The sequence below is a fragment of the Thermosynechococcus sp. B1 genome (assembly GCF_030322985.1).
Classification (GTDB): Bacteria; Cyanobacteriota; Cyanobacteriia; order Thermosynechococcales; family Thermosynechococcaceae; genus Thermosynechococcus.
This window is the reverse complement of record NZ_CP096573.1, coordinates 1,598,405-1,618,446: the sequence shown is the minus strand read 5'-3', so window position 1 is coordinate 1,618,446 and position 20,042 is coordinate 1,598,405. Positions and strand designations below refer to the sequence as shown.

The following is a 20,042-nucleotide window of genomic DNA, read 5'->3' as shown; positions in this document are numbered from 1 at the left end:
TAGCCCAGATTACGCCTCCAATTGTCGCACAAAGAGCACGGGGCACTCAGCATAGACCCGCACATAGTCTGAAAGGGAGGTGCCCAAGAGGCGATCTAAATCGGGCAAACTGCGGGCGATGGACGGACGCCGATCCGGGGAACCCAGAACGAGGAGATCGGCATTGGTATCAGCAGCAATGCGGCAGATTTCTTCACCGGGCTTACCGGTGGTCAGGACACACTGGTATTCCACACCCCGCTGCTTGGCCACCGTTGCGGCTTCCGAGAGAATCGGATCTTTTTCAGCAGCCGTGCTGGGGGTATCAGCATGACCCTTGAGGTCGGGATTGACGTGGGCAAGAATCAATTTACCGCCCTTGACCCCCTCCATCAGGCGTACGGCTAAGTCCAAGGAGGCCTTGGCTGCGGCGGAATTATTGAGCGCTACCATGATGCGGTTGATTTTCTTCACAAAGAGGTCATCGCGCACCAGCAACATCGGTCGGGAAGACAGTTGAAACACATACTGGCTGACGGAGTTTTCGAGAATGGATTGCAGGCGCTTGAGTCCCCGCGATCCCATGATGATTAAGTCGGCATTGATTTCATCGGCCACGTGCAACACGGTATCTTTGGGATCCCCCTCCCGCAGCATGGTATTGACACTAATCACTGGGTCAAGATGCAGTCGAGCAACGGCTTCCGCTAGGAGTTTGGCACCCGCTTGACGTTGTTCGGCCATCTCCTCGGCAGTAATTTTCGGTGGAATCACGTGCAAAACAGTGACGGCAGCCCGTTGAATCGCTGGCAACTCCATCAGCGACTTGAGCATTTGTTCGGATTGTCCAGTTCCTGAGTCTGCCAATAGAATATTTTCAATCATAAATCTTAAACTCCCAACATCTGGTGAGCATCAGGGCACGGATGGCCACTACAGCCCTTTTCCCAAGGATGGCACACGCTGAAAACAGTCAAAACTGCTGGAGGATAGGATGCTCTCCTCATTCGTACACGCCACATCTCAAGAAAAGGGCTGTATGACGATCTTAGGTCTGGGGTAGGGGCTTCTTGGTGGAATGCTACAAATCTTAGGCATTGGCTAGGGGGCGCCCTTGGGAGTGCTTTTGATACACTAAGCAAGAGACCGTTCAAGGAAGCCCTATGCCGCGATCACAACGGAACGACAATTTTATTGACAAAACCTTTACGGTCATGGCTGACCTCATTCTCAAGGTCTTGCCCACCAGTTCGCAGTCAAAAACCGCCTTTGCCTATTATCGCGATGGCATGTCTGCCCAAGCGGACGGGGAATATGCCGAGGCACTGGAGAACTACCAAGCAGCCCTAGAACTAGAGGAAGACCCCAACGATCGCAGCTACATTCTCTACAACATTGGCCTGATCCACGCCAGTAACGGCGATCATGAAAAAGCCCTAGAGTATTATCACCAAGCCCTTGAACTCAATCCCCGCATGCCCCAAGCCCTTAATAATATCGCGGTGATCTACCACTACTTGGGCACACAGGCAGAGGAGCAACAGCGTTCCGAGGAGGCTGAACAACTCTTCGATCGCGCCGCAGACTACTGGAAACGGGCGATTCAACTGGCGCCCAATAACTATATCGAGGCGCAAAACTGGCTGAAGACCACGGGTCGCTCCAGGATGGATGTTTATTTCTAAGGGAGTACACATGGCAACAAAAGTCATTACCGCAGAGGATGTGCGCAAGGTGGCTCACTTGGCTCGCCTCGCCCTTGAGGAAAGCGAGATTGAAGCCCTGACCCAGCAACTAGATAGCATCCTTGACTATGTGAACCAATTGAGTGAACTGGATGTCACGGATATTCCACCGACGACCCGTGCGATTGAAGTCAGTAATGTAACCCGTCCCGATGTGTTGGAGCCTTGGCCAAATCGCGAGGATCTACTGGCGATCGCCCCGGATCGCGAGGATGACTTTTTCCGTGTGCCCAAAATTATGTAAGGCATCAGGCTGTGCGGCGGCGTCAATCCCACCATTTACAACTGGACTTATTTCCCTTCCTCTCGATCTTGGCCTGCACCATTGGCACGCTGATCCTGCTGGTGGTGGTGATTAGTGCTAGTAGCCTTGGGCGAGAACGTACCAATGTGCAAATCTTGGCACGGGAAAATGCCCAAAATGACGGGCGTACCCCCCGCTATCTGGAGTGCCGTCGCGAGGGGGTGATCATCCATCCCCAAAAGGTGCTGGTGTCCAAAGCAGACCTCGGCAAGCCCACTTCCACGCTGGCCATTTTGTTGGCCAATCTCCGCCGTCAGAGCGATCGCGAGTACATTATCATTGCCGTGCGCCCCGATGGCTTTGACTGCTTTGAGGAGGTGCGCTACCAAGCAGAACGGGCGGGGGTGGCTCTCGGCTACGAACCCTTCAATGCGGAATGGGAGTTGTGTGTGCCGGCACCGGGGCGCAGCAATTGTCCCTAGGACTTAAATTTCCCAACCTGACCGCCGGCGTTTGGACTGGGTGATCTCGGTGGGAAAGGCGCTCAAGTGCACCACTCGCCCCTTGGCCACAAGGGCACTACCAATGACTTCGGGATGGGTGAGCCGCACATCTGTGCCTTCGGCCAAGGCCTCAAAGGTTTCAGCCGTTGCAGCCGCCACAGTCGTCAAAAAGGCTTTAGCATCGGCAGTTGTGACTTCTGAACCGTGAGAAAGAGAGGGTTTCAGGGCTTCAAGGCCGTAGCTGCGGCTGAATTTGGGGAGCAGTTTGCCAAAGGTAGCAGGGAAGTCAAAGAGTTCCAAGCCCAAAATTTGACCGTGCACGACGAAAAGCGCACCAATCTGCTGGGCGATCGCCCGAAATGCTTGGACGTACTCATCGAGGGAGTGGGCTTCTTTTTCATAAACATCAGCGAGGGCATCGGTGGCGGACTTGCAAGCAAAGAAAAGCAGATGGTCATCGACATCCGCCCAGATTTCCCCCTGATCAGCACGGCGGCTTCCCCTGTGTTTCAACGACTCTGTAACATAGCGGAGTTTCTTGGCGCGCCCTGTGGCATGGTAGGCGCGATCAGCAGCGGCAAACTCACGGCAGCGGTAGTGCCAGCGACCCCGTTCAACACAGGAGACGGGAATTTTCAGATCAGTGTGGGCAGGTACAAGTACTGTGAGGTTAAGAATACGGTTTTGCTTGGCACCGACGAGTTCTTCCCCATCCACAAGCAGTACCGAGCGATCGCTCCAGTTATGGCACAGGAGTTCAGGCACATGCCCCCCTTCAGACACCTCGGTAATCTTTAGCAGGTTTTGGTTCATTGCTTCCGTCAGCGTCCAATAGTCGGGTTCTGCCACAATCGGGCGCAGCAGGGGAAACAGCGTCATGCCACCAAAGGTTTGGGGAGTGCCAATTTCAACGGTTTGTAGGAGTTCTTGGAGAAGATTCATGGGATCACCTCGCAAGGGTATACATCTGGTTATCCATTGCTGTTGTTAGGGATATGCATCCACCCAGAAAATTTGCGATCGCCCCGCCAAACCATCTTAATTAACAGGTGCCTTTGTCCTTAGAAATCGCTTATGCTCAGGGTGAATTCTTGAGAGGTTCCAATGCTCCCAGTCGCGATCGCCTCCCTACTCTTTGGTTTTGCCACCAATATGGATAACTTTAGCGTGGCCGTTAGCTATGGTCTGCGCCGCTATCGTATGAGTTGGCTGGGGAATGTCCTGATTGCGGCTCTTTCTGGTAGCAGTACCTTTTTGGCCATGGAGTTGGGTGGGTGGGTAGAGCAGTATGTGCCGTTGATTTGGACACAGCGGCTTGGCAGTGGCTTGCTAATCGTCATGGGGGCATCGGCACTGGGGGGAGTCTTGCTCAACTTGAATCATCCCTCTAAAACCATAAAGCCGAACTTATTACCGATTCTTGACTATGCCTATGACTTCACGCTCTACCAGTCGCTGCTGTTGGGTTTAGCATTGACCCTGACGAACCTTGCCACAGGGGTAGCTGCGGGTTTGGCACAGTTACCGATCGCTAGTGCTGTGATAGCGAGTACAGTAACCAGTTGGGTCTGCATTGGCAGTGGCTTTTGGTTGGGGCAGCAACTACGGGAACAAGCCCCTCTGCACTTTACGCCCTACTTAGAAGGCGCTGCCAGTCTGTTTCTGATAGCCATTGGTCTCCTGAAGTGGTTTGAGTCCCTCTAGGGCGATCGCCAGAGCACATCGGCCATCCGACACACCTGCACCATTGCCGCCACATCGTGGACACGCACCATCTCGACCCCTTGGGCAATGGCATGACAGCAGACCGCTGCGGTACCCCAAACCCGGTCTTTAGGATTGGGCAGGTTCAGGATATCACCAATAAAGCGTTTGCGCGATGGCCCCAGCAGGAGAGGATAGCCAAGGCTGTGAAATTGCCGCAGTTCTCGTAAAAGGGTGAGATTCTGGGGCGTGGTTTTGGCAAAGCCAATACCGGGATCAATCATCAGATGCTCGGGGAGAATGCCGCTGGCAACTGCCCGCTGCGTTTGTTCCTGAAAATAGCGAAGCAAATCACCAATCAAATCCTCGTAGTCCGTTAATTGCTGCATGGTGGCTGGCGTTCCCCGCCGATGCATGAGGATATAGGGCACCCCCAATGCCGCTACCGTGGCAAACATTTCCGGATCCGCCTGCCCGCCTGAGACATCGTTGACAATATTGGCACCGGCTTCGACGGCTGCGCGGGCAACCACCGCATGGGTGGTATCAATGGAAATGGGAATCTGCGACTGCTGACGGATGCCCTCAATCACGGGCAACACCCGCGCTAACTCAGCACTAATGGGCACTTCACTGGCGCCCGGACGGGTGGACTCACCGCCGATATCAATGACATCAACCCCTGCCGCCACCATCTCAAGGGCATGGGCAACGGCACTGGCGGGATTAAAAAAGTCACCGCCATCGCTAAAACTGTCGGGGGTGATATTTAAGATCCCCATGATGTAGGTGCGCTTCCCCCAAACAAGGGCGCGATCGCCCACGTACCAGTCCTTCATGCACTAGCCTCTCCTTGCCGTTTAGCGTGCAGCCTTAAGAGAATCTCTTGGTGTACCGCTTGCGTAATGGGATAGAGGTAGGCTAAAACAATGCCAATAATGAGAAAAAAGGTTGGTAGCGGTCCAATGGCAATGCGGATTGCCAACAGTGCCGAGGGGGGCTGAACGGGGCGCGGTTCACCGGCAACGCTGGAGAGGTAGCCTGCCCACTGCAAGGCCTGACCGACGAGAAATAGCCCCAAGGCAAGACCAATTTTTTGCAGTAGCACCATAAAGGCATAGAAGATCCCCTCCCGCCGTTGGCCACTGTTGAGTTCATCGAGATCAATCACATCGGGAATCATTGACCAAGGGACAAGGTAGGCCGTTGAAACCCCAAACCCCGCCAGAATCGCGCAGATATAGACCAGCGTTGTTTGTCCCGGCTGCAATAAAAACAAGCCAGCTTGGGCAATAATCCACAGTGCCATGCCCATGTAATAGACCGCCTTCTTGCCAATACGCCGACTCACGGCACTCCAAACAAAAAGCATGATCATCGCCGTCGATTGCACCGCCAGCGCCACTTGCGTATATTCAGCGGGGGACATTTGCAACCAATCGCCAATAAAAAAGGGAATCAGCGAGGCAGTAATTTGCACCGCTAGCCAAGAACAGAGGTAAATGCCCATCACGAATAGGAAGGGCCGATTGCTAAAGACCAACCGCAGTTGCGTCTTCAAGGGTAAAAGACTTTGGCCACTGCTGGGGGTATGCCGTTCAAACTCCCGTACCCGTCCCCGTGTGCCCCAGACACACCAATAGATGGGCAGCACAGATAATACAGCGGCAATGCCCCCCAGGACAATGTACTGAGTTTTGGGTTCCTTAATGACTTGGAAGAGAATTTGCGCCAATAGGAGTGAGCCAATACTGCCGCCAATGGAAAAGGCAAAGCGAAAACTATTCAGACTAGTGCGTTCGTTGTAGTCTTCTGTCAGTTCTGGTGTTAGGGCGCTGTAGGGTAGGTTGACTGCGGTGTAAAACGTGTTAAAGAGGAGACCCATGAGAACGTAGTAGCCAAAGAGCAACCCTTGATCCGTCGTTGGTACCCACCAGTTCAAGAAAAAGCAAATGCCAAAGGGAAGGGCTGCTAGGATCATCCAGATGTGGCGGCGTCCCCACTTGCCCACAGGGGTGCGATCGCTCAAATAGCCGATGATCGGATCATTGATGGCATCCCAGATTTTGCCAATCATCAACACACTGCCTGCCAAGCCCGCATTGAGGCCAGCCACATTGGTCAAGAACACCATCAGGAAAAACACCTGTAAATTGGCAGTGATGGCGGTTCCGAGATCACCAGCACCAAAGGCAAGTTTTGTCCATAGGGAAAGGGGCGAACGGGCACTGGTGGCAGCGGAGTTTGGGCTGGATGGGTCTAATGGCATGATGCGTTGTCCATTGCGATTGTTTTTTTTTAACGATTAGCCAGCCACTGCAACTGCCCATTGACTTGCCCATTCTAAAATGCGCTGCACCTGTTCAGGCGTTTTCCCTTGGCAGTAGAGGCGCAGCAGGGGTTCGGTGCCACTAAAGCGAATCAGTAACCAACCGCCATCGGCCAGATGAAACTTGTAGCCGTCAATGCTCTCCCAGTGGCTCACGGGGCTATCCAAAATCTGGGTGAAGGGATGCGCTGCTAGGATTGCTTCTAGTTGTTGTCGCTGCGCTAAGGACGCGAGGGTGAGATCAACGCGATCGTAGGCACTGTAAAAGTTCGTGGTTGCCTGCAACTGCTGATAGTATTCCCCTACGCTCAAGCCAGATGTCACTAGGGCTTGTAGTAGGTACAGTGCTGAGAGTAAGGCATCTCGTTCAGGAAGATGATGGCCATAGCCAATTCCCCCTGATTCTTCACCGCCCAAGAGGACAGCTTCCCCTGCCAGCATGCGATCGCCAATGTACTTAAAGCCAATGGGCGTTTCAATCACCGCTAAACCATGGTGGGCGGACACTCGCGCCACTAGATCAGAACTGCTAATGGATTTGATCACGGCCCCTCGGTAGCTACTGTGTTGTGCCAGATGATCAATCAAGATGGGAATAATTTCTTGGGCAGTGTACAGCACCCCCTCGCCATCAATGACTGCTAGGCGATCGGCATCACCATCAAAGACTAAACACACTGTTGGGATGGCACTGTGTTGTTGCCGCAGTTGCTCTTGGGTTGCGGTTAAATAACGGCCAATGGGTTCAGGGGCACCTCCCCCAAAGAGGGGATCGCGATCGCGCCGAAACTCTGGTATCGCTAAATCCAACAAGCGCTCTAGCCCTCCTGCGGCCACCCCATGCATAACATCGGCACAGATCCGCAGCTTACCGCTGGCGATCGCCTCACGAATGGGGCTTGGATCAACATGAGTGCGCAAGGCCGCACAATAGCTGGGCCACGGATCAAAGACTTGATAGTCTGTTTTGGCCTCACCCACGGGTGGCGGCTCTCCCTGAGCTAACTGCGCTTCAATGGCTTGGGTGACGGTCGTGGGTACGGAGCCACCAAAGGCGCCCTTCACCTTCAGTCCCGCATAGATACCGGGATTGTGACTTGCCGTCATTACCAAGCCGCCAATGGCTCCCTCTGCTTTGACGGCCCAACTAAAGGCGGGGGTCGGTGCCGCACAATTTGAAAGCCACACCTCATAGCCTTGGCTCGCCAGTAATTGGGCAACGGCTGCGGCAAACTGTTCCGCTAAAAACCGGCGATCGTAGCCCACAATGATCCGAGGCGTTGTGCCCTTGCCATAGGTTTGATGGAGCACTGCCGCCGCTGCCTTGGCTGCCCGCAGCAGACGGTTAAAGGTAAACTCAGCGCCAATGATGCCGCGCCAGCCATCGGTACCAAAGCGAATCGGGGCATCCTCAGGAATCAAAACCTGATCTAGGCGAAGGACAGAAGCAACCATAGAACCCAAGACCCAAGAACCCCTCTGAACATATCATGCTGCGAGACAGCTCTTTTCTGAAGCGGAAAGGAGGATGATATAATTATTGCGAATTGTTAATTAGGCGATGGGCACTGCTGCTAGGTGCCTTTTGGCGATGACTGATCTCTAGTAGCCTAAACCTGCATCACCTTTAGAGAGGTATTGAGCACTATGGCATTTGTACAAGAACCCCTTCCCTTTGATCCGGGCGCCCTTGAACCCTATGGGATGTCTGCGAAAACCTTTGAATTTCACTATGGCAAGCACCATAAAGCCTACGTGGATAACCTCAATAAACTGACTCAAGATACGGAACTCGCTGACAAATCCCTTGAAGATGTCATTCGCATGACCTATGGCGATGCTGCCAAGGTGGGCATCTTCAACAATGCGGCTCAAGTGTGGAATCACACCTTCTTCTGGAATAGCCTCAAGCCCGGTGGCGGTGGCGCTCCTACGGGTGATGTGGCCGCCCGGATCAACAGTGCCTTTGGGAGCTACGACGAGTTCAAGTCCCAGTTCAAAAATGCAGCGGCGACCCAATTTGGTAGCGGTTGGGCATGGCTGGTGCTCGAAGCGGGTACGCTGAAAGTGACCAAAACCCCCAATGCCGAAAACCCCTTGGTTCACGGTCAAGTGCCCCTCCTGACGATTGATGTTTGGGAGCACGCCTACTATCTCGACTACCAAAACCGCCGTCCAGACTTCATTGATAACTTCCTCAACCAACTGGTGAACTGGGACTTTGTTGCTAAAAATCTAGCGGCTGCCTAAGTTTCCCAATTTTTTGTTCCGCTCTTACTGAATGACTTCACTGATTTCACTGATCCCCGTTCTGATCGAGCGGGGCTTTTTTTGCTGAGCCATGATTCAGCCACAACTATGGTTAAGTTAAAATTAAGATAAAAGTAACCTTGGTTAATAAACGTTAATTTAATAGTGGTATTCCTTTAGGCGTTGAGCAGGGAGGGGGTCTTATGGAAACCCTAGGGCATATCGCGTACGCCGCTTTTGAAAAGTACTACCGCAAAATTAGCAAACACGAGCCGGGGGTGATTCGCGATCGCGATGTTGAGGCAATTCACCAGATGCGGGTGGGCTTGCGCCGCCTGCGAACGGCTCTGGAGGTCTTTTGTAATACCGTACGTTTGCCCAAGGGAGTCTCCATTCAGCGGGTACGGGCGATCGCCGGCAGCCTCAGTCCCGTACGGGATTTGGATGTGATGATGCTGGCGCTCAAGGAGCAGTATTACCCTCACCTACCTCGCCCTGAGCAACAACAACTGGCAAAACTGATCAAAAAACTCGAAAAGCAACGGACAGAACTGCTACAAAAAGCCCTTCAATTGCTGCGCAGCGATCGCTATCGCAAATTGCAACAGGGGCTAGAAGAATGGCTAGCTGCCCCTCAATATCGTGAGATTGCCAACTTACCGACGGAACTGATTGCCCCAGATATTTTGTTGCCCTTGGTGTGTCAACTGTTGCTGCATCCGGGGTGGCAAGTGGCGATTGAATGGCAGGGCGATCGCCCCCTTTTCCTTGCGGTGAGTAACCCGCCCCAGTGGCTGCAAACAGCGGGTGAAGATCTCCACGATCTACGCAAGCAAGCCAAGCGGGTACGCTACCAAATGGAACTCTTTAGCAGTGTCTATGGAGACACCTTCACTGAACAGGTAGATGCCTTTGCTCAGTTGCAAGAACTCCTAGGCACACTTCACGATGGCGTTGTCCTCCATGACTTTTTCCGTACCCAACTTGGACTCAATCTTCGCCAAGCCTCTCCTTGCCTCGCAGAAATGATTGCCCTTGAGCAAACACGCCAGTGGCAAACTTGGCGCTCCGTCCAGCAGGAATACCTCAGCCCCGAAAAACGCCATCAAGTGCGCTCTCTACTCCTCATGCCACCAATGACAATAAGCGCCAATGGCAACTCCCTCGGTCATCCGATGATCTCCTCTGCCAACTGACAGAGGTCGGGCGGCAATGGTAACAATTGATGTTCAATTGTCCTAGGGCGATCGCCCTTGCCGATCCGTATGCGACGATAAAAACAAAACCCCTGCCAGTCGAGGAGAGCAAGAAACGAATGAGTGTTATGGAGCAACAAGCTTTAAGTGTCGGTCTGCGGGTACGCGTCAAGACCCCTACCATCGTCTATCACCATCCTGATCACCGTAACGAACCCTTTGACATTCAGGGCATGGAAGGGGAGATTTTCGCCATTCTCAGCGACTGGCAGGGCCGTCCCATTAGTCCCAACTACCCGATTCAGGTGCGGTTTAGTCCCAAGTTCATTGCCCATTTGCACCCCGACGAGCTGGAAGTGATTTAGGTACCCTCTATATGCCTCCCCGTTGGCCCCGTAAGCCCGATCGCCGTGATCCGAGCTATCGCCGTTTGGACGATCGCATGAATTTTGCGGTTCATGTTGCCCTTTTTGCTGCTTTTAACTCTGGTGGCTGGTTTTGGCATCAGGTGCAACCCACGGCAGTACCCTTTATGCCAACGGTAACGCTGGTGTGGTTAACGTTATTGGCAGGCCATGCCCTCTACGTGTTCGCGATCGCCCGTTATTGAGAAATTATCTCCTTGAACGCAGGGGTGCTGAGATAAGAGCACTTTTTCGTGAGTCTCCATGAGCGATGATCGCACCATCACCTATAGTCCAGCTTTTACTCTTGTACCGACGTACGAGTGTTTTAATCGCTGTACCTACTGCAACTTCCGTCAGGATATTGGCACGAGTGGTTGGTTGAGTTTAGAGGCGGCGGCTCAACAGTTGGCAGGGCTTGACCCCCAACAGGTGCGAGAAATTTTGATTCTCAGTGGCGAAGTTGCCCCCAACAGTCCCCAGCGTTCCCAATGGTTAGAGCGTCTCTATGATCTAGCCGCCTTAGCCTTGGATCAGGGATTTCTGCCCCATACCAATGCGGGTCCCCTCAATCGAGCAGAAATGGCCGCTCTCAAGGCGGTGAATGTCTCGATGGGACTGATGCTAGAGCAATTAACACCGAAGTTGTTGCAAAGCGTCCATCGCCATGCCCCTAGCAAGGATCCGCAACTGCGTTTACACCAACTGGAACAGGCCGGGGAACTGGGCATTCCCTTCACTACGGGCTTGCTCTTGGGCATTGGTGAAGAGCCGCAGGATTGGGCAGAAACGCTCACGGCCATTGCTGAGTGTCATCGGCGGTGGGGACATATTCAGGAGGTAATTTTGCAGCCCCACAGTCCCGGCCAGCAACAGGAAGCAGCATTGCCCCCCTTTGATCTGAGGCAATTACCGAACGTGGTACACTGGGCGCGATCGCTTTTGCCTGAAGACATCACGATTCAAATTCCTGCGAATCTGGTCACAGATCCAGAGGTCTTTCGGGCGTGCCTAAACGCGGGCGCTCGCGATTTGGGGGGCATCGTTCCCTTGGATCACGTCAATCCCGACTATCCCCACACCAATGTGGCAGCATTGAGGGAACAATTACAGGCGTGGGGATGGGAATTAGTGCCACGACTCCCCGTCTATCCCCAATTTGTGGATGGGTTGCCGTCGCCCTTGAGGGAGAAAGTTAAGGGGATGCCTGTTTGAGCTGGAGTCCCAGTTGATAGATGTCGCGCCGTGAAAGCCCTGTGAGATCTGCCAGTTGACGGCTGGCTTGGGTAAGAGAAAGGCCTTGGCTGAGAAGTGTCGCTAATTCGTCTGCGAGATGATTGGGATTCACGGCCACAGAGTGTTCAGGGGCACCGCCTAAAACCAGTGTGTATTCGCCACGGGGGGGATGCTCCTGTAGATAAGTGCAGGCAGTGCCGAGGGTTCCCCGCCAAAATTCTTCGTGGCGCTTTGTGAGTTCGCGGGCGAGGACGAGGGGGCGATCGTTCCCCAAGATTTGACATAACTCTGTTACCGTTTGCAGCAAGCGATGGGGGGCTTCGTAGAGAAGAATTGTGCGCGTTTCCTGTTGCAGTGCTGCTAATCGCTGCTGGCGATCGCGCCCCTTGGTCGGCAAAAACCCTTCAAAACAAAAGCGATTCATCGGTAATCCTGCGGCCATCAAGGCTGTTAAGGCAGCATTCGCGCCGGGAATCGGTGTGACCGGAATGGCTGCGGCAATACAGGCCGTGATCAATTCATAACCGGGATCCGACACCCCCGGTAACCCTGCATCGCTAACCAAGGCAATCTGTTGACCCGCCTCTAGGCGCTGAAGCAGTTGGGGCACGCGCTGTTGGGTATTGTGCTCATGGAGACTGATTTGGGGTGTGGTAATGCCAAAATGCTGTAACAGGCGGCCGGTGTGGCGTGTATCCTCCGCAGCAATGAGATCCACCGCCTTGAGAATGCGCAGGGCACGAGCGCTTATATCCTCAAGATTGCCAATGGGGGTACCCACCACCCACAGTTGCCCGCTGCCCATTAGGAAATTTTCTCGCCACTGAGAATAAAGATCGGTTCCACTGCTGCAAAAATTTGGTGGCCGCCCCGCGTTTCCAGACGATTGATCACTGATTGCACCACCTCTAGGCTGCGGGCTTGGACTGTCGCAAACCCTTCAGAGAGGGCATAGAGATTTTCTAAACTGCTGGCGATCGCCACCAAGCGACCACCGGGCGCAAGATACTCCCACGCTTGCAGCAAAACTTCCTTAATCGGGCGCCCCCCCTCGAGACAAATGCGCTGCGGTGTGCGACATAACTGGGGAAAGCAATCTGGAGCGGAACCGGCAACAATCTGCACATTCTTGACGCCAAAGCGATCGCAATTGCGCTGGATCAGATCAACCACTTCCTCGTCTCGTTCAACGGCAATCACCTGTCCCCGCTTCGCCAAGCGTGCCGCCTCAACAGCGATCGTACCCGTGCCCGCGCCCACATCCCAAAGACAAGAGTCCGGCTCAAGGCGCAAATAGGAGAGCATCAATAATCGCGTTTCCCGTTGGGTGAGGGGAATACCTGGTAAGCGCTCAAAGAGACCATCGGGGATACCCGGGGTCACAAATGGCCAGGGATCCGCCGTCATAGAAACTGCCTAAAACCTTTAAGCGTTGCTGCTTTGGGCAAGGAGTCGTTCCTTAAGCTGTGCTAGGGCATCTGCCCAGCGGGGATCCGGTTGAGCAGCTTCCGTATCCATGGAGCTATATTCAGCCGGCGCCGAATTGGCTTGGGTACGCCGCCCATTATTTTTATTATTTTTGCGATTATTGCGGTTGCTGGGAGTGGCTTTTTCGGCCACTGTTTCTTCTTTTTCCTTAGCTTCAGATTTCGGCTTGTCGTTGGCCTTCTCAATCTTGAGGGGATTGTCCTTAAAGGTGTAGCCGTTGAGTTTCTCAATCACCTGATCCGCCACTTCCTCGGATTCAACGGTGACAAAGCCGAAACCGCGGCACTTACCAGTCTTGCGATCGGTAATCAGTTTAGTGGTGCCTACTTCGCCCACTTCTTGGTTAAATAGGGCTTCTAGCTCTTCGCGGCTCAGTTCACGCGGCAGATTGCCCACATATAAACGCACGGACATAAAGAAACCTCCCTTAGGCAGCTTAAAAACAACACAATTGAAAAATGGACAGTCGGGCGTGAGAAACCGCTCGCAACTGAGGCCTACGTCCCCCAAGGGTACGCAAAGTCTCCGCCTTTATTAGTGGTGTAAAATGACTGGATGGGTTCACAGCGATTGTTGCTAATTGAGAACCTGCATGGATGTCGCAGAGCAAAAGCAATGAGAGCGCTTAAGCTCCTTAATTGTCCCTACTTAGGGTATCACAGTTCCTCCACCTAGGGCTAGGATTTTGCGGAAAAATTTTGCTGTGGCAGCGCAAGCCCAATGTGGCACAATAATCAATGCTGTTTTTGCGATGTGATGCCTGTGACTGCGACTGCTGTCCCTCGTCGGCCTGTTTTTCCCTTTACGGCAATTGTCGGTCAAGACGAAATGAAACTGTCATTGTTGCTCAATGTCATTGACCCCAAAATTGGTGGGGTGATGATTATGGGCGATCGCGGCACGGGCAAATCAACCACCATTCGCGCCCTCGCGGATCTGCTGCCGGAAATTGAGGTGGTCGCCGATGACCCCTTCAACAGTCATCCTAGCGATCCCGATCTGATGAGCGATGCGGTCAAGGTGGCCGTAGCAGCGGGTGAACCCATTCACACCATCAAGAAAAAAGTACCGATGGTGGATCTGCCCTTGGGGGCAACTGAGGATCGGGTCTGCGGCACCATTGATATTGAAAAAGCCCTTGCTGAGGGGGTGAAAGCCTTTGAGCCCGGACTCTTGGCCAAGGCCAATCGCGGTATTCTCTATGTGGACGAGGTGAACCTGCTGGATGATCACCTAGTGGATGTGCTGCTCGATGCCGCTGCCTCCGGCTGGAATACCGTTGAGCGCGAAGGCATTTCAATTCGTCACCCGGCACGCTTTGTCTTGGTCGGCTCTGGTAACCCTGAAGAAGGGGAACTGCGACCGCAACTGCTGGATCGCTTTGGCATGCACGCTGAAATTCGCACCGTCAAGGATCCAACCCTGCGGGTGGAAATAGTGGAACAGCGATCGCAATTTGATCAAAACCCCGCAGCCTTTTTGGCCAAATACCAAGCTCAACAGGAAGCGCTGCAAGCCAAGCTAGTTGCTGCCCAAGCCCTCTTGCCGAGTGTCACAATTGACTACGAACTGCGGGTGAAAATTTCCCAAGTCTGTGCCGAGCTAGATGTGGATGGCCTGCGGGGAGACATTGTTACTAACCGCGCGGCCAAGGCGCTAGCCGCCTTTGAGGGACGCACGGATGTTACCGTTGAGGATATTGCGCGGGTGATTGTCCTCTGTCTGCGCCACCGCCTGCGCAAGGATCCCCTCGAGTCCATTGACTCCGGCTACAAGGTGGGCAAAGTCTTCCAAGAGGTCTTTGGGGTGGAGATTGCTGCTTAGGCTGGGATTGGGATTACTTCAGTTGCTCTAGTCCCCACTCGTAGAGCGATCGCGCCACCCCTTTTTCTGGCATTTGTTCTTGATTGAGAACTTGGCAAAGGACATTTAACAGCCCTTGATGAATTTCACTTAGGGAGGCCTCTTCTGAAACGTCGGCTAACGCGGTTAGCTCTTGACGAGTGATTGCTTGATTCTTGTGAACAACGCCATTGCGATATTCATTGATCGTCTCCAGCTTTTTAACAAGGTCATCACCGTCCGATCGCTGCTCCACTTTTGCCCAGGCTCGCCACAGCACCCCCAATGGCAATTTCTTCGGATCACGATAGTTGCCCTCCTGCAAGAATGCCTCACCTAAGTGCCCCTGAGTGTGCCAATTTTCCTGTTCGCATCGCCAAAACAGGAGTCGTTCAATCATCTGGGCAAATTGCATAAAAGCTAGTGTATAGTTCGCCTGCTGCAAGCTCAGATCAATGAATAGCTCAAATTCCCAAATTTTCAAGAACTTGCTGGTGGCCGTTTCACTATTGGGACAGCGAGTGACCGTCGCGTCGCGCCACTGGTTCCGTTGAGCTTTGCGAGCCACTGGTCTCGTAGACTCTTGATCCAGCCAGCGTTGCCCCTGAATTCCCTTGAGAAAATCTTGAATACTCCAGTTTTTTGCTAAGGCAAGGCGATCGGCCAAGTGATAGAGCGCTTCATAGCGATCGCGATGGGCTTCAAGGAGTACCTTTGCAGCCGTAAAGTCGCCCCGTTTCCATGCTGTGGCAATCCGCTGGCGCTCTAGGGGCCAAAAGATCTCACCTAAAGAGACCACTTCAAAAGATTCAGCACTGCGAGCAGACTGATTGCTTGGATCAAAGAACGGTTTTGGCTCTGTTGGAATAATTTTGCAAACGGGATACTGACGCATGAGAACTGCTGCAATCATGTTCAAAGCATCTGCCATTTGAGGGACAGACCCCTTTGTTTGAATTTGCAACTGCCAATTGCTAGCCGCGTTCTCTGGCAAACGCTCAATATATTGCTCTAACTGCTTTTCCGTGAAGTCCCACAGGGCTTGCCTCTCATTCACATCAACTGGACAGTTCCAAACCGTGACGTTGAGGTGGGGATAGCGCTGCTGAATTGCCCCTGCCATCAACTGCGCCAGCCAACAAGTATCCATGGCGTAAAATTGCCAACCGACCGATTCTGGCTGATCCGTTCCCCAGAGAATCACGTCTGCGGTTTCCGTTGGCGTGGCATAGTGCTCCGCCAAGATTTGCTCATCCAGCAGCAAAACCACGGGTGAAAAGTCATTCTTGGCTTGACAATGCCGATAAACGATTTCACTTAAATAGCGCACGTTGTGGCGGTGCTTTGCCTCAGGATCATGAAAACCCCGTTCGATGCCAAATTCCGCGTACAACTCACTCAGGTGAGGTGGCGCATCCCCCTTACAGGCAGGATCACCATCAGCTCCAAAATTGCGCACAATACCATCCTTGCACCGCCAGCCCACCTGTCGGTTGCCCACAGTAATCATCAGTGTTTTCATGGCACAGCAATTAAAATTGCAGAAATACCTACATACTAAATACTTACATGCTATTTTGTAAAGGGGGATGCTCAAGGGCGATCGCCCCCAAGTAACCGCGGCGATAGTCTTGCAAAAGTTGACGAGCCGCCCGTTCTAAGTCCCCATGGTAGCGGCGAGTGGCGAGATCATGAAGATAGGTTTCACCCGTGTCGGTGACGGCTAGACCATAGCGATCGCTGAGGCGATCGGCCTGTCCCAACTGGTGCAGTAGCTCAACAAGAATTGGTGCCACGCGACAAGGGTCGTAGGCAGCTTGGCCAATGTCATCGCAAATGGCCAGTTTTACCGCCGCCTCTTGATTCTTAAAATTCATCGGCAAGACCCCGGGGGCATCCAAAAGTTCCAAGGTGGGAGACAAACGCACCCAACGCAGTTGCCGGGTTACCCCCGGCCGAGCGGCACTCTCGACCACCCGCTGCTGCAAGAGGCGATTGATCAGTGCTGACTTGCCCACATTGGGAAATCCCAGAACCACAGCCCGCACGGCTCTTACTTGCATGCCCCGCTGTTGGCGGCGTTGATTCATGACAGCCCCTGCCTGCACCGTCGCCTGTTGGAGACGGTAAATGCCTTCCCCACGCTGCGCATTGGTGAAAAAGACGGTTTCTCCTTGGGTCTCAAACCAAGTGAGCCACTCTTGGCGATCGCGATCGCTAATCCTGTCCATACCATTGAGCACTAAGAGGCGTTGCTTGCCACTGGCCCACTGCCGAATTTGGGGATGGCAACTGGCCAAGGGAATCCGTGCATCCCGCACTTCTAAGATCACATCCACCTGTTTCAGTTGTTCCTTGAGGGCACGTTCGGCCTTGGCAATGTGGCCGGGATACCATTGAATGATCGGACTCATAGAAATTCCACCCCCTTTTTTACAAAAACAATAGAGCGATCGCCCCCCATGAGTGCCATTCAATTGATTTCGGATAATCCTCAATCATTTTTGAATAGAGAGAAGACTATAGTTATGCGCCTCTGATTAGAAACCCATAAACAACTCTAAAGATTGATAACCCAAACCTATAGAATAATTAAGAATCTCCAAAGCAAAAGTTATTGCATTGGGTATCAACTAAGCTGATGCTAAGCATAAGACCTACGACCATATCACAGGCTTGCGGATGGTTGCATCCTCTCGCTGAGTTTTGCATTGCTCAATTTTGCCCCATTTTCGGGGAATCGTAGCGTTCACACTACCCATTGCAAAGGTTGCCCGTAGAGATTGCTCTACTTGGCACAGTAGCTGTTAAAGAGGAAAAATGTCTATGGCCTACACGCAATCTAAATCCCAGAAAGCTGGGTATCAGGCAGGGGTAAAAGATTACCGCCTGACCTATTACACCCCGGATTACACCCCCAAAGACACTGATATTCTAGCGGCCTTTCGTGTGACCCCGCAGCCGGGCGTGCCCTTTGAAGAAGCTGCTGCCGCCGTTGCCGCCGAATCCTCGACAGGGACATGGACCACCGTGTGGACCGACCTGCTGACCGACTTGGATCGCTACAAAGGTCGCTGCTACGACATCGAGCCCCTGCCGGGTGAAGATAATCAGTTCATCGCCTACATTGCCTACCCGCTGGATCTCTTTGAAGAAGGCTCGGTCACCAACATGCTGACCTCCATTGTGGGGAACGTGTTTGGTTTCAAAGCCCTCAAAGCGCTGCGCCTTGAAGACCTGCGGATTCCTGTGGCTTACCTGAAAACCTTCCAAGGGCCACCCCACGGGATTCAAGTGGAACGCGACAAATTGAATAAATACGGTCGTCCCCTCTTGGGCTGCACCATTAAGCCGAAACTGGGTCTGTCGGCGAAAAACTATGGCCGTGCCGTTTATGAATGCTTGCGCGGTGGTCTGGACTTCACCAAAGATGACGAAAACATCAACTCCCAGCCTTTCCAACGCTGGCGCGATCGCTTCCTGTTTGTCGCTGATGCCATTCACAAAGCCCAAGCAGAAACCGGTGAAATCAAAGGCCACTATCTCAACGTAACCGCTGCCACCTGCGAAGAAATGCTGAAACGGGCAGAGTTCGCTAAAGAACTGGAAATGCCCATCATCATGCATGACTTCCTCACCGCTGGCTTCACCGCCAACACCACCCTCTCGAAATGGTGCCGTGACAATGGCATGCTGCTGCACATTCACCGCGCCATGCACGCTGTGATTGACCGTCAGAAAAACCACGGCATCCACTTCCGGGTCTTGGCCAAGTGCTTGCGGATGTCTGGTGGTGACCACATCCACACCGGTACCGTTGTCGGTAAGCTGGAAGGGGATAAAGCCGTCACCCTAGGCTTTGTCGATCTGCTGCGGGAAAACTACATTGAGCAGGATCGCTCCCGTGGCATTTACTTCACCCAAGACTGGGCCTCGATGCCAGGAGTGATGGCGGTGGCTTCTGGTGGCATTCACGTCTGGCACATGCCCGCACTGGTGGACATTTTTGGTGATGATTCTGTGCTGCAATTTGGGGGCGGCACACTTGGTCACCCTTGGGGGAATGCACCGGGGGCAACTGCGAACCGGGTCGCCCTTGAAGCCTGTATCCAAGCTCGGAACGAAGGTCGTGACTTGATGCGCGAAGGCGGCGACATCATCCGCGAAGCCGCTCGCTGGAGTCCAGAACTGGCTGCTGCCTGCGAACTCTGGAAAGAAATCAAGTTCGAGTTTGAAGCGCAAGACACGATCTAGGTGGTGCAGTTGGGGTTCAATCGGAGCTACGGCAACGATTTCCCCGTAGGTCTATGGATGTCAAGCACATTGCGAAGCAAACCACCAAAACCCTGATGAGTTATCTCACCTATCAGGCCGTGCGAACCGTGATTGGGCAACTGGCCGAAACCGATCCACCGCGATCGCTCTGGCTACACCAGTTCACGAGTCAAGAAAGTATCCAAGACGGTGAACGCTACTTGGAAGCCCTCTTTCGCGAACAGCCCGATCTCGGTTTTCGCATCCTCACGGTACGCGAACATCTCGCGGAAATGGTGGCGGACTACCTGCCAGAAATGCTACGTGCGGGCATCCAGCAGGCCAATTTGCAACAACGCTGTCAACAACTGGAGCGAATGACCCAAGTGTCGGAAGCCAATGTTGAGAGCAGCAACCCAGAAACCCCTGAATAATTTGTTGACTGTGAACCAATTGAGGAACCTATGAAAACACTGCCCAAAGAGCGTCGTTACGAAACCTTCTCCTACCTGCCTCCCCTCAGTGACGCCCAAATTGCTCGCCAAATCCAGTACGCCATTGATCAGGGCTACCACCCCTGCGTAGAGTTCAATGAAAGCTCTGATGCTGAGATTCGTTACTGGACGATGTGGAAGCTGCCCCTGTTTAACTGCACCAATGCCCAAGAGGTGCTCAACGAAGTGCAGCAGTGCCGCTCGGAATATCCCAACTGCTTCGTCCGTGTGGTGGCCTTTGACAATATCAAGCAGTGCCAAGTGATGAGCTTTATTGTCTATAAGCCCAATCAGGCCAACAGCGGCTACGGCGGGTATCGCTACTAAGGCTGAGATTTTCTCAGTCCATTTCAGGGGGGAAACACCCCCCTATT

At 53.2% G+C, this 20,042-nt stretch carries 23 protein-coding genes; 13 read left to right on the top strand and 10 right to left on the bottom strand.

Annotated features, from left to right (window positions below; genetic code table 11):
- Positions 1-9: 9 nt before the first annotated feature.
- Positions 10-864, bottom strand: coding sequence for a universal stress protein (locus M0644_RS08150; protein ID WP_286625272.1), 855 nt, complete (start codon positions 862-864; stop codon positions 10-12).
- Between the two features lie 278 nt (positions 865-1,142).
- On the opposite strand from M0644_RS08150, the gene M0644_RS08145 reads away from it, so the two are divergent.
- The 3 genes from M0644_RS08145 to M0644_RS08135 are packed head-to-tail and all read left to right on the top strand — an operon-like array spanning position 1,143 to position 2,450.
- Positions 1,143-1,664 (top strand): photosystem I assembly protein Ycf3, encoded by a 522-nt coding sequence (locus tag M0644_RS08145; protein ID WP_286625271.1) that lies wholly within the window; start codon positions 1,143-1,145, stop codon positions 1,662-1,664.
- Positions 1,665-1,674: 10 nt separating this feature from the next.
- The gene (gene gatC / locus M0644_RS08140; RefSeq protein ID WP_286625270.1) at positions 1,675-1,968 is read left to right on the top strand and encodes an Asp-tRNA(Asn)/Glu-tRNA(Gln) amidotransferase subunit GatC; all 294 of its coding nucleotides are present in this window, start codon (positions 1,675-1,677) and stop codon (positions 1,966-1,968) included.
- A gap of 11 nt (positions 1,969-1,979) precedes the next feature.
- The gene (locus tag M0644_RS08135) at positions 1,980-2,450 is read left to right on the top strand and encodes a hypothetical protein (RefSeq protein ID WP_149819820.1); all 471 of its coding nucleotides are present in this window, start codon (positions 1,980-1,982) and stop codon (positions 2,448-2,450) included.
- A 3-nt stretch (positions 2,451-2,453) separates the two neighbouring features.
- Here the strand turns inward: M0644_RS08135 and M0644_RS08130 are convergent, their stop codons facing one another.
- On the bottom strand, positions 2,454-3,413 hold the full coding sequence (locus M0644_RS08130; RefSeq protein WP_149819818.1) for an ARPP-1 family domain-containing protein: 960 nt from the start codon (positions 3,411-3,413) through the stop codon (positions 2,454-2,456).
- Between the two features lie 162 nt (positions 3,414-3,575).
- On the opposite strand from M0644_RS08130, the gene M0644_RS08125 reads away from it, so the two are divergent.
- Positions 3,576-4,175, top strand: coding sequence for a hypothetical protein (locus M0644_RS08125; RefSeq protein WP_149819816.1), 600 nt, complete (start codon positions 3,576-3,578; stop codon positions 4,173-4,175).
- Here M0644_RS08125 and folP read toward each other — a convergent pair.
- Genes folP through M0644_RS08110 form a run of 3 tightly spaced genes read right to left on the bottom strand, consistent with a single transcriptional unit; the run spans position 4,172 to position 7,959 of the window.
- A complete protein-coding gene (gene folP / locus M0644_RS08120; RefSeq protein ID WP_286625269.1) occupies positions 4,172-5,014 on the bottom strand; it encodes a dihydropteroate synthase in 843 nt (280 codons plus the stop codon). The genes M0644_RS08125 and folP overlap by 4 nt on opposite strands.
- Positions 5,011-6,444, bottom strand: coding sequence for an MFS transporter (locus M0644_RS08115; protein WP_286625268.1), 1,434 nt, complete (start codon positions 6,442-6,444; stop codon positions 5,011-5,013). Before M0644_RS08115 ends, folP begins: the two co-directional genes overlap by 4 nt.
- A gap of 36 nt (positions 6,445-6,480) precedes the next feature.
- The gene (locus M0644_RS08110) at positions 6,481-7,959 is read right to left on the bottom strand and encodes a phosphoglucomutase/phosphomannomutase family protein (RefSeq protein WP_286625267.1); all 1,479 of its coding nucleotides are present in this window, start codon (positions 7,957-7,959) and stop codon (positions 6,481-6,483) included.
- Between the two features lie 192 nt (positions 7,960-8,151).
- Between M0644_RS08110 and M0644_RS08105 the strand changes: the two genes are divergently transcribed.
- From M0644_RS08105 to cofG, 5 genes are all read left to right on the top strand, one after another.
- Entirely contained in the window at positions 8,152-8,754 is a 603-nt protein-coding gene (locus M0644_RS08105; RefSeq protein WP_149819807.1) for a superoxide dismutase, read from the top strand.
- A gap of 203 nt (positions 8,755-8,957) precedes the next feature.
- Positions 8,958-9,950 (top strand): CHAD domain-containing protein, encoded by a 993-nt coding sequence (locus M0644_RS08100; RefSeq protein ID WP_149819805.1) that lies wholly within the window; start codon positions 8,958-8,960, stop codon positions 9,948-9,950.
- Between the two features lie 119 nt (positions 9,951-10,069).
- Complete coding sequence (locus M0644_RS08095; protein WP_149819803.1) at positions 10,070-10,315, top strand: ferredoxin-thioredoxin reductase variable chain; 246 nt, start codon at positions 10,070-10,072, stop codon at positions 10,313-10,315.
- Between the two features lie 11 nt (positions 10,316-10,326).
- Entirely contained in the window at positions 10,327-10,560 is a 234-nt protein-coding gene (locus M0644_RS08090) for a hypothetical protein (RefSeq protein WP_149819801.1), read from the top strand.
- A gap of 58 nt (positions 10,561-10,618) precedes the next feature.
- Positions 10,619-11,569 carry a 7,8-didemethyl-8-hydroxy-5-deazariboflavin synthase subunit CofG gene (cofG, locus tag M0644_RS08085; protein ID WP_286625265.1) on the top strand — a complete coding sequence of 317 codons (951 nt, stop codon included), beginning with the start codon at positions 10,619-10,621 and terminating at the stop codon, positions 11,567-11,569.
- On the opposite strand, the gene rsmI is transcribed toward cofG, so the two are convergent.
- The 3 genes from rsmI to M0644_RS08070 are packed head-to-tail and all read right to left on the bottom strand — an operon-like array spanning position 11,550 to position 13,492.
- Positions 11,550-12,395, bottom strand: a complete 846-nt coding sequence (gene rsmI, locus M0644_RS08080; RefSeq protein WP_149819797.1) for a 16S rRNA (cytidine(1402)-2'-O)-methyltransferase — start codon at positions 12,393-12,395, stop codon at positions 11,550-11,552. The genes cofG and rsmI overlap by 20 nt on opposite strands.
- Positions 12,395-12,997, bottom strand: coding sequence for a precorrin-6Y C5,15-methyltransferase subunit CbiT (cbiT, locus tag M0644_RS08075; RefSeq protein WP_149819795.1), 603 nt, complete (start codon positions 12,995-12,997; stop codon positions 12,395-12,397). Before cbiT ends, rsmI begins: the two co-directional genes overlap by 1 nt.
- Before the next feature lie 18 nt (positions 12,998-13,015).
- Positions 13,016-13,492 (bottom strand): RNA-binding protein, encoded by a 477-nt coding sequence (locus M0644_RS08070; RefSeq protein WP_286625264.1) that lies wholly within the window; start codon positions 13,490-13,492, stop codon positions 13,016-13,018.
- A gap of 342 nt (positions 13,493-13,834) precedes the next feature.
- Here M0644_RS08070 and bchI point away from each other — a divergent pair, with 342 nt between their 5' ends.
- Positions 13,835-14,902 (top strand): magnesium chelatase ATPase subunit I, encoded by a 1,068-nt coding sequence (gene bchI, locus M0644_RS08065; RefSeq protein WP_255451636.1) that lies wholly within the window; start codon positions 13,835-13,837, stop codon positions 14,900-14,902.
- Positions 14,903-14,915: 13 nt separating this feature from the next.
- On the opposite strand, the gene M0644_RS08060 is transcribed toward bchI, so the two are convergent.
- Positions 14,916-16,442 (bottom strand): hypothetical protein, encoded by a 1,527-nt coding sequence (locus tag M0644_RS08060; protein WP_286625261.1) that lies wholly within the window; start codon positions 16,440-16,442, stop codon positions 14,916-14,918.
- 43 nt (positions 16,443-16,485) lie between these two features.
- The gene (gene ylqF / locus M0644_RS08055) at positions 16,486-17,334 is read right to left on the bottom strand and encodes a ribosome biogenesis GTPase YlqF (RefSeq protein WP_286625260.1); all 849 of its coding nucleotides are present in this window, start codon (positions 17,332-17,334) and stop codon (positions 16,486-16,488) included.
- A gap of 412 nt (positions 17,335-17,746) precedes the next feature.
- On the opposite strand from ylqF, the gene M0644_RS08050 reads away from it, so the two are divergent.
- The 3 genes from M0644_RS08050 to M0644_RS08040 are packed head-to-tail and all read left to right on the top strand — an operon-like array spanning position 17,747 to position 19,995.
- Positions 17,747-19,174, top strand: a complete 1,428-nt coding sequence (locus M0644_RS08050; protein WP_286625259.1) for a form I ribulose bisphosphate carboxylase large subunit — start codon at positions 17,747-17,749, stop codon at positions 19,172-19,174.
- A gap of 53 nt (positions 19,175-19,227) precedes the next feature.
- Positions 19,228-19,608, top strand: a complete 381-nt coding sequence (rcbX, locus tag M0644_RS08045) for a RuBisCO chaperone RbcX (protein WP_149819785.1) — start codon at positions 19,228-19,230, stop codon at positions 19,606-19,608.
- Between the two features lie 30 nt (positions 19,609-19,638).
- A complete protein-coding gene (locus M0644_RS08040) occupies positions 19,639-19,995 on the top strand; it encodes a ribulose bisphosphate carboxylase small subunit (protein WP_286625258.1) in 357 nt (118 codons plus the stop codon).
- Positions 19,996-20,042 lie beyond the last annotated feature (47 nt).

Excerpts from the sequence above, each read along its gene's own strand:
- M0644_RS08145 (WP_286625271.1), top strand. The coding sequence starts at position 1,143 with ATGCCGCGATCACAACGGAACGACAATTTTATTGACAAAACCTTTACG.
- M0644_RS08050 (WP_286625259.1), top strand. The coding sequence starts at position 17,747 with ATGGCCTACACGCAATCTAAATCCCAGAAAGCTGGGTATCAGGCAGGG.
- ylqF (WP_286625260.1), bottom strand. The coding sequence starts at position 17,334 with ATGAGTCCGATCATTCAATGGTATCCCGGCCACATTGCCAAGGCCGAA.
- rcbX (WP_149819785.1), top strand. The coding sequence starts at position 19,228 with ATGGATGTCAAGCACATTGCGAAGCAAACCACCAAAACCCTGATGAGT.
- gatC (WP_286625270.1), top strand. The coding sequence starts at position 1,675 with ATGGCAACAAAAGTCATTACCGCAGAGGATGTGCGCAAGGTGGCTCAC.
- M0644_RS08110 (WP_286625267.1), bottom strand. The coding sequence starts at position 7,959 with ATGGTTGCTTCTGTCCTTCGCCTAGATCAGGTTTTGATTCCTGAGGAT.
- cofG (WP_286625265.1), top strand. The coding sequence starts at position 10,619 with ATGAGCGATGATCGCACCATCACCTATAGTCCAGCTTTTACTCTTGTA.
- M0644_RS08095 (WP_149819803.1), top strand. The coding sequence starts at position 10,070 with ATGAGTGTTATGGAGCAACAAGCTTTAAGTGTCGGTCTGCGGGTACGC.
- M0644_RS08150 (WP_286625272.1), bottom strand. The coding sequence starts at position 864 with ATGATTGAAAATATTCTATTGGCAGACTCAGGAACTGGACAATCCGAA.
- M0644_RS08130 (WP_149819818.1), bottom strand. The coding sequence starts at position 3,413 with ATGAATCTTCTCCAAGAACTCCTACAAACCGTTGAAATTGGCACTCCC.
- rsmI (WP_149819797.1), bottom strand. The coding sequence starts at position 12,395 with ATGGGCAGCGGGCAACTGTGGGTGGTGGGTACCCCCATTGGCAATCTT.
- M0644_RS08100 (WP_149819805.1), top strand. The coding sequence starts at position 8,958 with ATGGAAACCCTAGGGCATATCGCGTACGCCGCTTTTGAAAAGTACTAC.
- bchI (WP_255451636.1), top strand. The coding sequence starts at position 13,835 with ATGCCTGTGACTGCGACTGCTGTCCCTCGTCGGCCTGTTTTTCCCTTT.
- M0644_RS08105 (WP_149819807.1), top strand. The coding sequence starts at position 8,152 with ATGGCATTTGTACAAGAACCCCTTCCCTTTGATCCGGGCGCCCTTGAA.
- M0644_RS08070 (WP_286625264.1), bottom strand. The coding sequence starts at position 13,492 with ATGTCCGTGCGTTTATATGTGGGCAATCTGCCGCGTGAACTGAGCCGC.
- M0644_RS08090 (WP_149819801.1), top strand. The coding sequence starts at position 10,327 with ATGCCTCCCCGTTGGCCCCGTAAGCCCGATCGCCGTGATCCGAGCTAT.
- M0644_RS08060 (WP_286625261.1), bottom strand. The coding sequence starts at position 16,442 with ATGAAAACACTGATGATTACTGTGGGCAACCGACAGGTGGGCTGGCGG.
- folP (WP_286625269.1), bottom strand. The coding sequence starts at position 5,014 with ATGAAGGACTGGTACGTGGGCGATCGCGCCCTTGTTTGGGGGAAGCGC.
- M0644_RS08040 (WP_286625258.1), top strand. The coding sequence starts at position 19,639 with ATGAAAACACTGCCCAAAGAGCGTCGTTACGAAACCTTCTCCTACCTG.
- cbiT (WP_149819795.1), bottom strand. The coding sequence starts at position 12,997 with ATGACGGCGGATCCCTGGCCATTTGTGACCCCGGGTATCCCCGATGGT.
- M0644_RS08115 (WP_286625268.1), bottom strand. The coding sequence starts at position 6,444 with ATGCCATTAGACCCATCCAGCCCAAACTCCGCTGCCACCAGTGCCCGT.
- M0644_RS08125 (WP_149819816.1), top strand. The coding sequence starts at position 3,576 with ATGCTCCCAGTCGCGATCGCCTCCCTACTCTTTGGTTTTGCCACCAAT.